At 58.6% G+C, this 15,783-nt stretch carries 15 protein-coding genes; 13 read left to right on the forward strand and 2 right to left on the reverse strand.

Going from position 1 to position 15,783, the window contains the following annotated elements:
• The first annotated feature begins 43 nt into the window (after positions 1-43).
• Positions 44-865 carry a TIGR00266 family protein gene (locus Mal65_RS23580; protein WP_261343548.1) on the forward strand — a complete coding sequence of 274 codons (822 nt, stop codon included), beginning with the start codon at positions 44-46 and terminating at the stop codon, positions 863-865.
• Positions 866-945: 80 nt separating this feature from the next.
• On the forward strand, positions 946-1,365 hold the full coding sequence (locus tag Mal65_RS23585) for an SseB family protein (RefSeq protein ID WP_145303456.1): 420 nt from the start codon (positions 946-948) through the stop codon (positions 1,363-1,365).
• A 33-nt stretch (positions 1,366-1,398) separates the two neighbouring features.
• Here Mal65_RS23585 and Mal65_RS23590 read toward each other — a convergent pair whose 3' ends face one another.
• Positions 1,399-1,833, reverse strand: coding sequence for a GNAT family N-acetyltransferase (locus Mal65_RS23590; protein WP_145303458.1), 435 nt, complete (start codon positions 1,831-1,833; stop codon positions 1,399-1,401).
• Between the two features lie 446 nt (positions 1,834-2,279).
• Here Mal65_RS23590 and aroF point away from each other — a divergent pair, with 446 nt between their 5' ends.
• The 8 genes from aroF to Mal65_RS23630 all read left to right on the forward strand — a co-directional run bounded on the left by aroF (position 2,280) and on the right by Mal65_RS23630 (position 9,033).
• Positions 2,280-3,317 carry a 3-deoxy-7-phosphoheptulonate synthase gene (gene aroF, locus Mal65_RS23595; protein WP_145303460.1) on the forward strand — a complete coding sequence of 346 codons (1,038 nt, stop codon included), beginning with the start codon at positions 2,280-2,282 and terminating at the stop codon, positions 3,315-3,317.
• Positions 3,314-4,069 (forward strand): triose-phosphate isomerase, encoded by a 756-nt coding sequence (tpiA, locus tag Mal65_RS23600; protein ID WP_145303463.1) that lies wholly within the window; start codon positions 3,314-3,316, stop codon positions 4,067-4,069. Before aroF ends, tpiA begins: the two co-directional genes overlap by 4 nt.
• Positions 4,070-4,219: 150 nt before the next feature.
• A complete protein-coding gene (gene secG, locus Mal65_RS23605; RefSeq protein WP_145303466.1) occupies positions 4,220-4,828 on the forward strand; it encodes a preprotein translocase subunit SecG in 609 nt (202 codons plus the stop codon).
• Between the two features lie 117 nt (positions 4,829-4,945).
• Positions 4,946-5,881, forward strand: coding sequence for a YicC family protein (locus tag Mal65_RS23610; protein WP_165701492.1), 936 nt, complete (start codon positions 4,946-4,948; stop codon positions 5,879-5,881).
• A complete protein-coding gene (gmk, locus tag Mal65_RS23615) occupies positions 5,878-6,537 on the forward strand; it encodes a guanylate kinase (RefSeq protein ID WP_196784403.1) in 660 nt (219 codons plus the stop codon). Before Mal65_RS23610 ends, gmk begins: the two co-directional genes overlap by 4 nt.
• 3 nt (positions 6,538-6,540) lie before the next feature.
• Positions 6,541-6,813, forward strand: a complete 273-nt coding sequence (locus Mal65_RS23620) for a DNA-directed RNA polymerase subunit omega (protein ID WP_145303472.1) — start codon at positions 6,541-6,543, stop codon at positions 6,811-6,813.
• A complete protein-coding gene (locus tag Mal65_RS23625; RefSeq protein WP_145303474.1) occupies positions 6,810-7,373 on the forward strand; it encodes a flavoprotein in 564 nt (187 codons plus the stop codon). Before Mal65_RS23620 ends, Mal65_RS23625 begins: the two co-directional genes overlap by 4 nt.
• Position 7,374: 1 nt before the next feature.
• On the forward strand, positions 7,375-9,033 hold the full coding sequence (locus Mal65_RS23630; RefSeq protein ID WP_145303476.1) for a putative manganese-dependent inorganic diphosphatase: 1,659 nt from the start codon (positions 7,375-7,377) through the stop codon (positions 9,031-9,033).
• Between the two features lie 20 nt (positions 9,034-9,053).
• On the opposite strand, the gene Mal65_RS23635 is transcribed toward Mal65_RS23630, so the two are convergent.
• Complete coding sequence (locus tag Mal65_RS23635) at positions 9,054-10,970, reverse strand: TolC family protein (RefSeq protein WP_196784404.1); 1,917 nt, start codon at positions 10,968-10,970, stop codon at positions 9,054-9,056.
• A gap of 135 nt (positions 10,971-11,105) precedes the next feature.
• On the opposite strand from Mal65_RS23635, the gene Mal65_RS23640 reads away from it, so the two are divergent.
• The 3 genes from Mal65_RS23640 (at position 11,106) to Mal65_RS23650 (ending at position 15,774) form a co-directional block, all read left to right on the forward strand.
• The gene (locus tag Mal65_RS23640) at positions 11,106-12,482 is read left to right on the forward strand and encodes an efflux RND transporter periplasmic adaptor subunit (protein ID WP_165701493.1); all 1,377 of its coding nucleotides are present in this window, start codon (positions 11,106-11,108) and stop codon (positions 12,480-12,482) included.
• Positions 12,476-13,567: an HlyD family efflux transporter periplasmic adaptor subunit gene (locus tag Mal65_RS23645; protein ID WP_145303484.1), complete on the forward strand. Its 1,092-nt coding sequence runs from the start codon at positions 12,476-12,478 to the stop codon at positions 13,565-13,567. Before Mal65_RS23640 ends, Mal65_RS23645 begins: the two co-directional genes overlap by 7 nt.
• A 107-nt stretch (positions 13,568-13,674) precedes the next feature.
• Entirely contained in the window at positions 13,675-15,774 is a 2,100-nt protein-coding gene (locus Mal65_RS23650; protein WP_145303487.1) for an HlyD family efflux transporter periplasmic adaptor subunit, read from the forward strand.
• Positions 15,775-15,783: the final 9 nt, after the last annotated feature.

A 15,783-nucleotide genomic window follows, 5' to 3' on the forward strand; every position in this document is an offset into this window, starting at 1 on the left:
ATTCCGCGCAGGCTCGGTCGAGATCGGATCGGCCGAAGCAACGATGCGTGGCGGCCAAGCCAACGGGTCGCGAAACGCGGTCGCGATTGATTACGAGATCTTTGGTCACGAAACGCAGTACGTAGAAATCACGTTGGACCCGGGCGAACAAACGATCGCCGAAGCCGGCGCGTTGATGTTCATGTCCGACGGCATCACGATGGAAACCGTCTTTGGTGACCCCGGCCAGCAAGGCGGCGGTTTCTGGGCCAAGGCCATGTCCGCCGGCAAACGAGTGCTGACCGGCGAATCGCTGTTCATGACCACCTTTACCAACCATGGCCGCGGGCGAGCGGTGGTCGCGTTCGGCGCCCCCTACCCCGGTCGCATGATTCCGATGCACCTGGACCAATTGGGCGGCGAACTGATTTGCCAAAAGGACGCGTTTCTGTGCGGGGCCCGAGGGATCCAAATCGACATCGCGTTCCAGAAAAAGATCGGTGCCGGGCTGTTCGGCGGCGAAGGGTTCATCATGCAACGGTTGCGGGGCGACGGCATCGCAATCGTGCATGCCGGTGGGACCATGATGTATCGCGAACTGGCGGCCGGAGAAAAACTGCGGCTGGATACCGGTTGCTTGATGGCGATCGGCCCGACCGTCCAGTACGACATCGAGTTCGTCGGTGGACTGAAAAACGCGTTTTTGGGCGGCGAAGGCCTGTTCATGGCCACCGTGGTCGGACCGGGCCCGGTGTGGCTGCAATCGTTGCCGTTTTCGCGTCTGGCCGGACGCGTCGCATCGGCGATCCCTCGTGCCGGAAGCGGCAGCAGCAAAGGCGAAGGCACCGTGCTGGGCGGCCTGGGTGAAATGTTCATGGGCGACTAAGCAAGCAGCCGTGTCGACGGCGATGAATGTTCATTTCGCCCTGATTGATCGGTTCCCGGCGTCAGCCTAATCTGGCATTTATGGTTGCACCACTATCCGACGATGCCTACGCCGATTTCGTCGCGGCGATCGCTGACAGCGATGTCCAACGGATCCAATCGATCCTGTCTGGCACCGAATTCATTTTGATCAGCGTGGAAGATCCGGATGAACCGGAGGATTCCGAGGAGATCGGCGCGCTGACCGCGGAACTGGAGGACCAGGATGTCTTGGTCGTCTTCAGCAGCGAAAGTCACGCCGAACAATTCGTCAACGCGCAAGCCGACGTCTTTGAGGATATCGAAGAAGTCCAGGGCTTCACCGTGGGCGGCGAATTGCTGATGGATTATCTGCCCGACGACTATGGGATCCTGATCAACCCGGAAACCGACGATGTGCAGCTGATCGACGCCGACATCGCGGACCAGATGCGACCTCCGGTCGACGAAGACGCATCCTAGTCGATGAGCGTTCGGGCCAGCTCGGGTCGGCGGCTAAGTTCCGGCGTGTTTCTGCATCGCTTGGTGCGGGATGCCGACTTCGACGAACGGGGCATCGACGTTCTGATAGCCCAGCTTTTGATAAAAGCCCGTTGCGTCATCACGGGCGTGAAGCCGGAACGAGCTCACACCTGAATCCTCCAACAGCCCCTCGGCATTTCGCATCAAGAACGCGCCGACGCCCTTGTTCTGATGCTCCGGGGCGACCGCCATCTGACGGAACTTGACCTCGCCGCCGTCCAATGGGCGGGCCGACAAGGTGGCAACCAGGGTGCCGTCGACGGTCACGCCGAAATGCCGATCGGAATGCTCGGCATCCAAATCCTCCGGGGAAAAGCTGATCCCCAGCGGCTTGCGGAGGACTTCGTGGCGCAGGTCCAACGCTTCTTGGTAAAGCGGCGTGCACCATTGGATCGTCACGAATTCCACTGGTCCGGTTCCACTAGGCGGCAAGAGGCGAGCGTTTAGTTGAGACTTGCTCGAATTCGGGGGCACGTGTTCGGGGGGACGTGTTCGGGGACACGTGCCGTAGGATCCGACCGAACCACACAAAAGGGCCTGACCAAGCTGCGGGGGCATGACCGGGGCGGCCGACCTGCATCGGCCGCAGCGGATTGTAACGGCTGGCTGTGGCCGCGTGACCCGGCGGCCCGGCTCGGCGTCACTGCCGCCGGCCCAAAACGACACCACCGGCAATGTGTCACTGGCCTCGACGATTCGGATATCCGGTTGCTACATTGCCAGACTTTCCGTTTTGCCAAGGATTTTCGGCCTTTCCTAAGTCCCGAGCGGTCGACGCCGGCAACCACGCGACTAGCCTGACGCCGCGGATTGTTTTGCCGCCCCCGTATCAACCCTAGCCGGTCTGTCCAAACGTGATCCTGATTTTACAAAGCAAAGCCACCGACGATCAGGTCGACCATGTGATCGAAAAGGTGGAATCGCTCGGCCTGAAAGCCCACCTGAGCCGCGGAACGTACCGCACGATCGTCGGCATCATCGGCGACGAATCCAAGCTTAGCGAAGAACGATTGCGATCGATCCCGGGCGTCAGCGAAGTCGTCCCGGTGTTGCCGCCATACAAGTTGGCTTCCCTGGAAGCCCACCCCGAACCCAGCGTCGTCAACGTGTCGGGCGTCCAAATCGGTGGCGGCCATTTGGGAATGATCGCCGGCCCGTGCAGCGTCGAAGACGCCGACCGGATGCACCGCATCGCCAAATCCGTCCGTGACGCCGGAGCGAACCTGTTTCGCGGCGGTGCCTACAAGCCCCGCACCAGCCCCTACGCATTCCAGGGTTTGGGCGAAGACGGACTGAAGATCCTTCGCGAAGTCGGGGACGAATACGGCATGCCGATCGTCACCGAGGTGACCGATCCACGCAACGTCGAATTGGTCGCCAAGTACGCCGACATGCTGCAGGTCGGTGCCCGCAACATGCAGAACTTTGTGCTGTTGACCGAGGTCGGCAAGACGTCGCGTCCGGTGCTGTTGAAACGCGGCATGAGCGCGACGATCAAAGACCTGTTGATGAGCGCCGAATACGTATTGTCGCAGGGCAACCCGAACGTCGTGCTTTGCGAACGCGGCATCAAAGGCTTCGATACGATCACCCGAAACTTGTTCGACGTGGCGGCCGTCCCCGCGGTCAAAGCCCTGACGCACTTGCCCATCATCGTCGACCCGTCGCACGCGACCGGACGACCAGACCTGATCCCGCCGTGTGCCTTGGCCGGCATCGCGGCCGGCGCCGATGGCGTCCACGTTGAAGTGCACGACTGTCCCGAAGAAGCCAAAAGCGACGGTCCTCAAGCACTGCTACCCGACCAATACCAAGAGCTGGCCAAGCAAATGCGACAGCTGGCCGAACTGTTTCAAAAGACCATTTCACCGCTCCCGGAGGCCCTGGCATGACTCGCCGCACCCTGATCGCTGGCAACTGGAAAATGAACATGCGGGCCGAATCGGCCGCCGCACTTGCCAAAGGCATCGTCGACGCTGTCGGCAACACGCCGGCGGTGGACGTGGCGGTTTGCCCTCCGTCGGTCTACTTGGCTCCCGTCGCCGACGTCGTCGCCGGATCCTCGGTCGGCCTCGGCGCCCAAAACCTGTATCCGGAATCCGACGGCGCTTTCACCGGCGAAGTCAACGCGGCGATGTTGACCGACATCGGTTGCCGCTACTGCATTCTGGGCCACAGCGAACGTCGCCAATTGATGGGCGAAACCGACAAGGATGTTTCCACCAAGCTGCATGCCGCGTTGGCGGGCAATCTGATCCCGATCGTCTGCGTCGGTGAAACCTTGGAACAACGTGAATCGAGAACAACCGAAGACGTCATTGCCAAACAGATCGAAGGCTCGTTGGCCGGACTGGACGAAGCCCGCGCCGCGGGAATCGTCATCGCCTACGAACCGGTCTGGGCCATCGGCACGGGCAAGACGGCCAGCAAGGAACAGGCCGAAGAAGTCCACGTCTTCATTCGCGGATTGTTGACCAAACAATTCGGTGGCGAAGTCGCCGAACAAATTCGCATCCAGTACGGCGGAAGCGTCAAACCGGGCAACGCCGCCGAATTGCTGGCCCAGCCGAACATCGACGGTGCCTTGGTCGGCGGAGCTAGCCTGAAGGTCGACGATTTTGTGGCGATCATCAACGCTTCCTGACCCCCAACCAACATTGACCGGGCCGGCTTGCAACGTTTGCCCAACGCTGCGTCGGTAAACGGGCCGCCCCCCTGCATCAATCGCGTCGCCGGTCGCCCCTCCGGGCTGTCGACGCCTTGCCCGCAATCAGAAATTAAACGGATTGAACCCATGAACCTGATGATCCTTGGAAGCTTCGCCGGCGTCGTGCTGGGCACCCTGATGGCTTTCCTTTCACTGTTCTTGATCCTTCTGGTCCTGATCCAGCGTGGCCGCGGCGGCGGATTGACCGGTGCCCTGGGTGGACCGGGCGGTCAAAGTGCGTTCGGCAGCAAAGCGGGCGACACGTTCACCGTGATCACCGTCGTGGTGGCCGCCGTCTGGGCTTTCACTTGCGCGTTCACGATGTGGTTGCTGGGCACCCACACGTTGCCGGTCGCAGACAACACACCAGCGGTTTCCAGTGGACCGGGCGATGATGCCGACGAAACGACCGACGGATTGAACATCCCCACCGGCGATTCGCTGGGACTCGGTGGCCTGTCGGTCGGCGACGATGCCAGCGGTTCGGCCAACGAGAATGTGCAACTGACGCCCGCCGACGGCGGTGACGCAGCGGCCGATGCCGATGCCGATACCGATGATCAGGCGACGGAATCAAACACCGAGACCGCGGCGGACGACGAAGCCGTCTCCGACGATGCGACGAACGGTGACGACGCGGGATCCCAAGACGGCGACGAACCGACCGAGACGGACGAATCCACGTCCGCCGAATAAGCTTCCACCCGCCCGATTGGCCCACGACGGCAATTGCGATTGATGACGACAGCCCAGTCCGACGGTCTCGCCCCCACCGCTAACGCCCCGGGCACATCCGGCGCCGGAATCCGCAGCATGACCGGGCAAGGGCGCGCCCAATGCTCGGCCGACTGTGGGACGGTGACCGTCGAAATCCGTTCGGTCAACAATCGCGGCATCAAAGTCAGTGTGCGAACCCCCGATTCGTTGGCGGATTTGGCCGCAACGGTCGAAACAACCGTTCGCAAGTGGGTCCACCGTGGGTCCTTCACCGTCAATTTGACGTGGCGTCCCAAAGAAACGTCGACCGCAGTGAAGGTCAACACCGACGTCGTGTCGTCGTACTTTCGACAAATCAAAGACGCGCAAACCCATTGCGGTGTGGACCAAGACATCGACTGGGTGGGATTGATGCAGTTGCCCGGCGTCCTGGTATCCGATGGCGCGACCGACCGAGTCGATCAAACACTTCGCGACCTGGTCAACACCACACTTCGGCACGCGGTCGACGCGTTGGACCAGATGCGCCAACGTGAGGGAGCCGAAATGGCGGCCAGCCTGACGTCCGACCTCGGCCGGATCGCCGGACACGTCGAAACCATCAAAGGCTTTGTCCCCGACACGGTTCAGCGATACCGGGATCGTTTGGAATCGAAGGTACGTTCGGCCATCGATGCGTATGACCTAAAAATCGATTCAATCGATTTGCTACGCGAGATCCAGATCTATGCGGACCGCGTCGACATCAGCGAAGAAATCACCCGACTGGAAAGCCACCTAAAGTTGTTTGGGCAGGTGTTGGGCGGTGATTCACTCGGGCAAAACGGTCCATCCACTTCATCGTCGACCGCCGGCCCGGATTCACCCAACCATTCACCGGCAGGACGCCGTCTGGATTTCGTCATTCAGGAAATGGTGCGGGAAACCAACACGATCGGCAGCAAGGCGTCCAATGCGGACGTGTCCGCTCAAGTGGTTGAGGTGAAGTGTGCTTTGGAACGAATGCGAGAAATGGTTCAAAATCTCGAATGACGCAGACTGAAATCATGTGCCACGGCGAACGCCAATCGATCGAATCGGGCAAGCGGCAACAACGACCGCCTGGAAACCCGATCGATCCCGTGGCTCGCTTGGTGGTCATCTCGGGCCCCAGCGGTGCCGGCAAATCGACCGTTCTCCGTCGATTACTGCGGGAATGCGACCTGCCGCTGGCGATGAGCGTCTCGGCGACCACCCGACCACCGCGTCCGGGCGAAGTGAACGGGGTCGACTATCACTTCTTGGATCGCGACGAATTTCGCCGTCGAATCGACGCCGGCGATTTCCTGGAATGGAAGGAAGTCTTCGGCCTGGGACACTACTACGGAACGCTTCGCTCGGAAGTAACGACTGGCCTAAAACACGGTCGCTGGGTAATTTTAGAAATTGACGTCCAGGGCGCGTTGGCCGTTTTCCAGGATTCCCGGTGGGATCCGGTCAGCTTTTTCATTCATCCCGGCGACATGAATGAGCTGGAACGACGGCTTCGGTCGCGCGGAACCGAAGACGAAACAAAGATCGTCGCCCGGCTGAAGACGGCCGCCCGCGAAATGAAATTCAGTGACCACTACCGGCATGAAATCATCAACGAGTCGGTCGATCATTCGGTCCAAGAAATCTGTGAGATCCTAAAGGAATACTGTAGCTAAACGATGCTTGAAGAACTGAAAGAAGAAGAGATCGTCAACAAGGTCGGTGGCCGATTCAAACTCAGCACCCTGATCCAAAAACGCTTGGTCCAACTGAACCAGGGAAGCCGCGCGTTGGTCAGCGTGGACACTCACGATAAAATGTCGATCGTCTTGCAGGAAATCATGCAAGACAAAATCGTCCTGAACACGGAAAACGAAGTTCAGGCCGTCGACGATTTGAACGCGGCGATCGCAGCGGCCGAAGGCCCGGATCTGGAAGCGTCTGACCTATGACCTCCGCGTCGTCACGGACGGTACTGTTGGCCGTCGGTGGCGGTATCGCCGCATACAAGGTTGCGACCGTCTGCAGCCGCCTGTCCCAGGCCGGCCATCAGGTCCGTGTCGCCATGACCGAATCGGCCACCCAATTCGTGGGTCCGGCAACCTTCGCCGCCCTATCCGGATCCGCCGTCGCCGGCGATGCGATCGATCCGCACTCCCGACCGCTGGGGCCCCACATCGAACTGGCCGATGGGATCGACTTGATGTTGATCGCACCGGCCACCGCTAATTTGATGGCCAAGTTTGCCGTCGGGATCGCCGACGATTTGATTTCCACGACCTATCTGCAAGTCACCGCGCCGGTACTGTTGGCGCCGGCGATGAGCGACATCATGTGGGAAAAACCGGCTGTCCAACGCAACGTTCAGCGTTTGCGGGACGACGGCTGTCATTTCGTGGGCCCCGAAACCGGATGGCTCAGTTGCCGTGCGTCCGGCACCGGACGAATGTCCGAACCTGAAACCATCGTCCAAGCCGCCCAAGACCTGTTGGCACCAACGAACACGAACTGAAATGACACTGCACGTCTTTGGGCACCGCAACCCGGACACCGATGCGATCTGCAGCGCGATCGCTTATGCCGATTTCCTCCAACGGACGACGCGTCCCGATGCGGTCGCCGGCAGCTGCGGCCCGCCAAACGAGCGGACCGAATTTGCACTTCGTAAAGCCGGACTGCAGCCGCCCCGCATCACGATGGACGTTCGTCCGGAACTGCGAGACATCTGTAAACGCGATGTCATCTGTGCCCGTTCCGACGAGGTGTTCTACGAAGTCTATCAGCGGATGAACCATCACGGCATCCGTTCGATCCCGGTGCTGGACGATTCGAAACACCTGATCGGCTTGGTCACGTTGCTGGACCTGTTAGAGCTGGTTTTCCAAGGCGGTGTCGACCCGATCCAATCACGCCAGGTTCGAACCAACCTGGATAAGGTCGTCAGCGTATTGGGCGGCAGTTTCCAGCACTCAATCGATACCGGCCGAAACGACGAATTGATCGTCACCGTCGGTGCGATGAGCGCCGAAGGTTTCACCCACCGGATGAAGCAGTTCCCCGCCGAACGTTTGCTGGTCGTCAGCGGCGACCGTCCGACCATTCAATTGCCCGCTCTGGAAATGGGCGTCCGGGGCTTGGTGGTCACCGGCGGCTACGAATTGTCCAGCGGTTTGCTGCACTTGGCCCAGGCACGTGGCGTGACGGTGATTTGCAGCCCGTTCGACACCGCCACGACAACCATGCGGATCAAAGCGGCACGACTGATCGATGAAGTCGTCGACCGTGATTTCATGTCGCTGCCGGGTAAACTGCCCGTAACGACGGCGCGCAACCAGATCTATCGGTCGCCACAAAGCGTGTTCCCGGTCTTGGAAGGGCCCGAATTAATCGGTGTGCTTAGCAAAAGCGACCTGGTGAACCCGCCCCAGCCGGAATTGGTCTTGGTGGACCATAACGAACTGTCCCAAGCGGTCGCCGGCGCCGAAGAGGCAGATATCGTCGAAGTCTTGGATCACCACCGCCTGGGCGGATCTCTCAAATCCAGCGGCCCGATGCGATTCTTTATGGAACCGGTCGGATCGACTTGCACCCTGGTCGCCCAGAAATTTCGCACCGCCCAAATTGATCCATCCCCCGGCATCGCCCTATGCATGGCGTCGGGCATTATCAGCGACACGCTGTTCCTCAGGTCGCCAACCGCGACCGAAGCCGATCGCGAAATTTTGGATTGGCTGCAATCCCTGTGCGATGTGGATCTGAAAGAATTCGCCGATGAGTTCTTTCAGGTCGGTTCGGCACTGCGCACATGCACGCCGGAGAAAGTCGTCCGCGAAGACTGCAAGGAATTCGAAGAAGCCGGGCGTCAATTTTCGATTTCCCAAATCGAAGAAATCGGCTTCGACCTGTTCTGGCAACGACAAGATGAATTGGCCGCCGCGTTGGAAGCCATGGCGGCGGAAAACGGTTACGAATTCTCGGCACTGTTGGTCACGGACATCGCCAGCAACGGTTCGCTTCTGTTGCTAAGCAATGAACCGGAGGGATGGGACGAAATCAACTATCCGCAACTGGAAGACAACCTGTACGAACTGAAGAACGTTGTCAGCCGAAAGAAACAGTTGCTGCCGTTGATCATCAGCTTGCTGGAAACGGCTCCCGCCACCCCGAACTGACCCATGGGCCGCGATGTGGGTCAGTTCGCGGCGATCATCACATGGGTATCCTGCAGCAACGTGCCTGATTCGAATTGCACGTTCTTTGCCGCGATCGTGTACTCAGCCATGGACTGATAGTAACGTGTTTGCGATTCGCTTAATCGGCGTTGTGCATCCAACAGTTGCTCCAAACTGATCGGCAGTCCCGCTTCGCGATTGGCTTCCAGTGCGTCCAAAGCATCCTTGGCAGCCAAGTAACGGTTCAGGTTGGTTTCCGTTTGCACAAACGCGCGATCAGCCTCGGCGACACAGGCCACCAGATCGTGCAGCACCTGACGTTCCTGTTCCTTCAACAACGCTCGTTCGCGTGCGATGTTCAGCTTTGCATTGCGGACCGCAGCGTGGGCTTGGCGGAATCCCACCGGCATGCGGAATTCCACGCCGGCTTCATACTCCTGATAGTCCATCGATCCAAATTCTTCGAACGCTGAATTGTCGCCAGCAAGTTGCTGTCCAAGACCTCGCAGGCGGTAGATGGTCACCAAATCCAGTTCGGGCAACAGGAAATTCTTCGCCGCCAACAACTCCATTTGTCGTCTGGCGACCAACAGACGCTGCTGTTGCAGTTCGGACCGCAACCGAATCGCTTCCGCCGTCAGGGATTCGACATCGAAGATGATCGGTGCCGTCAAAGGGTCGTCCACGCAACGCAACAATTCTTCGTCGCCGATGGAAAGTCCGATCAGCAACCGAAGCCGTCGTTCGGCGGCCAACACACCGCCAATCCCGGCGAATGTCCCACCGCTGGTGGAATTATTGACTTGGGTCCGTTGAATCAGCTTTCCTGCAATCGCATCCTGATATTCGCTCAGGAATCGATAGTACTGTTCTCGGGCAAGTGCTTCGGCAGACCCACCGCGTCGGTTGGATGCCTTTTGCGCTTCATAGCTTCGCCACGTTTGCCGGCTGCGTTCCAGCGCGGCCCGTTTGGCATCCACGTCACGATAGGCAAACGCCAGATCCCAATAGGCGTTGATCACATTGCTGACGTAATCGCGTGCATCTTGGCGAAACTTCGCGGTGCTGATGTCGTTGTCCGCCTTGGCGATCAGAACGCCGTTGTACACGCCGGGAAGGGCCGCCGGTCCTGCGATCCGGTTGAAGGCCACGCCGGCACCCTGCAGCAGCGGTTGACGAAGCTCGGCATGCCACTGGGTCTGCCAGGCACTGGGCGTCAGGTTGCCCGTGGCATTGTTGGCGTCGTAGTCGGTGACGCTTCGCAAAGCAACTTCGGCACCGGTTGCCCCGCGTTTGGAAAGCTGAAAGACATAGTCGTGGGTGTCTTGCTTGAACGCATTGGCTCCCCCGCCGAAAAATCGGTTATTGAACCGTCGATCGTTGTTTTGCCATTTGCCAAACGCGTACAACTGGGCATCAAAGGCGCTAAGGGCGGCTTCGATACTTTGCTGCGGATCAGTTTGCACCAACTGAAGCGTCTGATCGGACGCCAACTGCTCAGGCGCCCGTAGCACCGTGGCGTTCAGGTCACGCAGCACCTGCGTGTTGGTCATCGCGATTTGGATCACTTCCAACAAGGTCACATCGCGATAGGACGCCGATTCAAAAGCCTCCGGGTCCCGCAGCGTCATCGGCATCGGAGGTGGTTCGGGGTAGACCTCCGGCGGCGCACCGGCGTCGACGTCGCACATGATCGCATCCACGCACCGGGTGTCGTTGCCGATCGTTTCCGGAACACTGCGATAGGCCCGACAGCCCACGCCCGCGGTGATGACAGCGGCAACCACCAGCCACGCAATCCCCGGCCAGCCGGTGACGACGAATCGGCGCTGTTGAAACCCCGCGGAAATGCCCCGGGATCGACGGTCGGATCGGACGATGAATCGCGTCATGGTCTTTTGAATCGGACGCCGGCCAGGCCGGCTGATACGCATCATCGTTATTGTTCGTCCGACCGGTACGACCGTATCCAATCATTCCGTCACGAAACGCGCACGTGAAACGGATGTCGGCTGTTTCACGATTCACTGCGACTGGATTTCAAAGGCTGTTGGTTAGACTGGATGTCGACCATGGCTCCGCAAAACGTCTCCCATACCGCCGGTCGCGACGCCGCCACGTCTCGCGACACTGCTACCTGGACCAATGTCGCCGCCAACGCGATCGACCAGCTGGACGTTGCTGCGCAGACCGCCACCAAGCTTCAACCATTCTTGGACAACGCACTCGGTGTTGTCGTCCAGACCGTCGGCGCGACCCGATGCACCTTGTCGCTGCTGGAACAAGGTGTCCCCCGCGTGCTGGCCAGTCGCCTCGCGTCCGATCCGTCACCGTCCGAAACTCCCGCGACGACCACCACCACGGCACGAATCCGACGGGCGGACGTTTCCCCAGATACCGCCTTGGAACTGATGGCACAATGGCCACAGGGGCACCGCTTCGCCGCAGCGTCGCAATCGACCATGACGGACGTTGATCAGCAGCAACCGGTCGACGAGTTTCTCACGTCAGTACTGCAACTGTGTCAAACCGTCTTTCTGAAAGACCAGTACGCGCGATACCGGACCTTCACGCCCACCGCATCTCCGGACGAATCATCGACCTCATCCGGCCGAAAACAAAAGATCCGGCTCGCCACCGTTTTGATCATCGCCTTGGGATTGATCGGCATCGTTCCGGTACCGTTCCACTTACCCGTTGACGGCGTGATTCGGGCCAAAAATCAGTTTGGTATCTATGCCCCGGTGTCTGGCAGGATCGCCGAGGTTGCGGTCACCGACGGCCAGAACGTCAAAGAAGGCCAAGTTTTGCTGGTGTTGGAAAATGCCGATCTGCAACTGCGCCGCAGCAACGTGATCGGTGAATTGGCAACCGCGGAAGCCGAGCTGACCAGTTTGCGGGCCGGATCCTCAAAGGCCTCCGGCGAATCCGATCCCAACCAAGGCCTTCGGCAATCGGTGCTGCGCACAAAAATCGATGCGCTGCGAAAGCAGGTCGAACTGGCCAATCAAATTCACGAGACCTTGACGCTGCGTGCACCCATCACAGGACGCGTGAACAGCGATTCGACATGGAATCATCGTACCGGCCAGAACATCGCAGCGGGCCAGTGGTTCATGGACATCGTGTCCGATGACGAAGGTTACGTTGCGGTCATGTCGTTGCCCGAACGTCAGTTTGGATACCTCGGCGATGAAAGGATCCCCTGCGACTTTCGATTACGGTCCGCCCCCGAATCCAACCTATCGGGAACCGTGCAAACGGTCGCCGATACGGTGTCCCTTCGCCCCGACGGAACATCAGTCGTTGAGATGACGATACCGGTGGATTCGAATAACGGCCTGCGAAACGGGGCCGAAATCGTTGGTCACATCACTCCGGGGCGGCGTCCGCTTGGATTTGTCCTTTTCCGGCCCATCATCGAAGCTTTCAGGAACCAGCGATGGTGAAGCGACTTTCGATCGTTACGTTGGGTATGTCCGCAGCCTGCGTTGTGCTGTCCCGCCCCTGTCTTGCCGAAGACGCACACCACCGTATCGGCGGTTTGGTCGTCGTCGCAGTGGATTCAGCAGCGGTGTCTTCATCGATCGAGGGGCGCGTGGAATCCGTTCAAGCCGTCGAAGGCGATGACGTTTCGCAGGATCAATGCGTCATTTCGCTGAACAGCTTCGAAGCCGATCTGCGTCATCGATTGGCGAAAAGTAACGTTCAAATTGCTGTTGAACGGTCGTCGAAGAATCGCCAAACCGCGGCCGCCGAAATCGCATTACGCGAAGCCAAGCAGTTATTGGATGAATTCCTTTCGACCCAAGAAATCAATCAACGCAAAGCCGAAAACGATCTGTCGATCCGAGCCGCCGAAAAAGCAGAATCGGTCGCACAAAACGAACTCGAACGCGCCCGAAAGGCACGCGAGAACTTCTCCGCTTCGATATCTGAATCCGAGATTGATGCGTTGGAGTTGGCCTATCAAAACCGCCAATTGGAAACTCGACAAGCCCGATTTGAACACAGTCTGGCACAACTGGACGTTGCCGCAGGAAAACGTCGAATCGACACGCTGCAAACCCGCATCGATGCGGCAGAACAAGCACGCATCGAATCCGCATCGCTGGATCAAATTCTGCGCTGGCAGGCCGAAATCGAACAGCATCAAGAAAAATTGGCATCGCTGCATCTGAATCAACACCGGCTGACATCTCCCATCACCGGCACCTTGGTATCGGTAGCGGTCCATCCCGGTGATTGGATCGAGCAGGGGCAAACCGTGGCACGTGTCGTGAATTTGCAGCGTTTGCGGGCGGAAGGATTTATCCCTTTTGCAGATGTCGAATCACTTCGCCGAACTTCCAATCTGAACATCAAGATTCAAGTGGCAGGCGGCGAAACCGTCACCGTAAAACCAACACGCCAGTTCATTAGTCCGGAAATCGATCCGATCACCCAGGAAACACGTGTCTGGTTTGAATTCCCGAATCCGGAACGCAGGATCAAACCAGGCCTTTCGGCGATTCTGACGATGGGTGCGCCGTGAAAGTCCGTTCAATCTCTGCTAGGGCAACACAACTCTCCGGTGCATCCTTTCGTCTGAACCGAAAATTAGTTCATCGAAAGATTCGATTCGGTCGGAAAACGACTTGGGTGGTCAAGCGAATCGCCGACGAGGCTTTTTTTTACTTTGATGAAGCGGAACACTGGATCCTTCAACAACTGACAAGTCCACTGACCATCGGCCAATTGATGGACCGCTGTCGCAACAACATGCGGGACCAAGCTCCGTCACCTGGCGCACTTTCCGAGTTCGTCCGAATGCTGGCCGGCAACCATCTGTTGTTGGTCGGAAACGAAAGACCAATCGCAGACGATGTCGCATCGCCAAGTCGTCGTCATGATTACTCGCTTCATCCATTGGCGCTGCGTTTGCCTGGAATCGACGCCAGCCAATTTTTCGACTGGGCCGCCACATGCACGCGATTCATCCCCCGTTCCTTGGCCTTCGGCATCTACCTGACACTCTTGGCCATCGCAGGCGGTGTGGCATGGACCGACTTTCCCGCCCTGGTTACAGACATCCGCGGCGCAGCACAGCGCATGCCCACGCAGTGGGTTTGGTTCATCATGGCCCTCGCGTTGGCAAAAGTGTGTCATGAAATTGCACACGCATCGGCTTGTCATTTGGCCGGCGGGCGATGTCGAAACGTCGGCGTCATGTTTCTGTTCGGTGTCCCCTGTTTGTACTGCGATGTCAGCGATGCTTGGCTAATGCCACAGCGATGGCATCGTGTTCTGGTGTCTGCCGCGGGCATGATGGCCGAATGGTTCATCGCCGCCATCTGTGTGTTGATATGGTGGACCAGCCAACCGGGAATTCTTCACGACACCGCGTCATTGTTGATCATGGTTTGCACGGCCAGCACGCTGGTTTTCAACGGCAATCCGCTGATGCGTTATGACGGGTATTTCATTTTGTCAGACCTTTGGGGAAAGCCAAACTTGGCTCAGCGATCAACGACCGCACTGCGTGAATTCGCATACCACCTATTTCACGGCAGTCGTGATGCATCGCTCGCTTGCGAACACGACGACGACGACACCAGCGTTGCCCTATTGGTCTATGGACTTGCCAGCGTTTTGTACCGTGCGTTGGTCCTATCGTTCATCAGCTTGGTTGCGATGCGTTGGGTCAGCGGCACACCTTGGTTTTGGCCGGTAACATTGCTGATCATCGCGACCGTTGTACGCGTGTTTTTCGCCAGGATCGGTAAACAAGACGATGCCGATACCGCACCAAATCGTTCATCGCATGCCGATCCCGAACAAACGCGACGCCCCATGATGGTCGGCGCCGCAATCGTGGCCCTGTCACTTGTGGTGCTGGTCGTTCCGTTGCCACGCACACTATCGGTCGACGGTGTCGTGCTTCCGGACAAGCACCAGGAGATCCGGCTGTCCGGATCAGGCCGGATCATTGATGCGGTCCGGCCCGGCATTGTGCTGGAACAAGATCAAACCATTCTGCAAGCTGACGATTGGGTCAATCGCTGGGAACTGCTGCGCTGCGACGCTGCCACGGATTCGATTCGGAATCATATCAACGCGATCCGGTTGATGCGAACGCAGAATCCGGTCCTTTCACAACAGCTTCCGGCGTTGACTGAACAACTGCACGCGTCCATCACGCAATCGCAGACCCTGCAATCGCAATTGAAACTGATGCATCTTCGGGCCGAAGCCGGCCAGATGGTTTTTGACACACAGAAAGTGATGCCTTCGCGGGATCAAAAACAACGACGTTGGATCGGGTCACCGTTTGCATCCGAAAATCGTGGATGCGTTGTCCCTGCCGGGCAGAGTCTTGGCTTGGTGGGAGATGCAAACAAACGTATTGTCCAATTGGCACTTCCACAGGAACAGTTGGACCTGGTCCGTATCGGCCAGCACGTCAGAATTCCGCTATCAGGGCGAAGCGATCCTGCTGAGGGAACGATTCGTTCGATCGCACAAATGCCAAGTACCGGTTCCGGGATGTCGCTTCGATCGGCGATCGATTCATTCAATGTCGATTTGCCGGCGGCTCAAGCACGGGCAGCAAACTCTTACCAGGTCAACGTAGAACTGGATGCATCGATCTTCCATCGGCCGTTGCCGGTTCACCTGTCCGTGGTTGGCCGAATCGAATTACCCAAAGCCGCGATCTATCAACGTGTGTGGCGATTCTTGATCGAAAACTTTTCGTATTGATCGTGGGTT

It is taken from the genome of Crateriforma conspicua (assembly GCF_007752935.1).
GTDB classification, from domain to species: Bacteria; Planctomycetota; Planctomycetia; order Pirellulales; family Pirellulaceae; genus Crateriforma; species Crateriforma conspicua.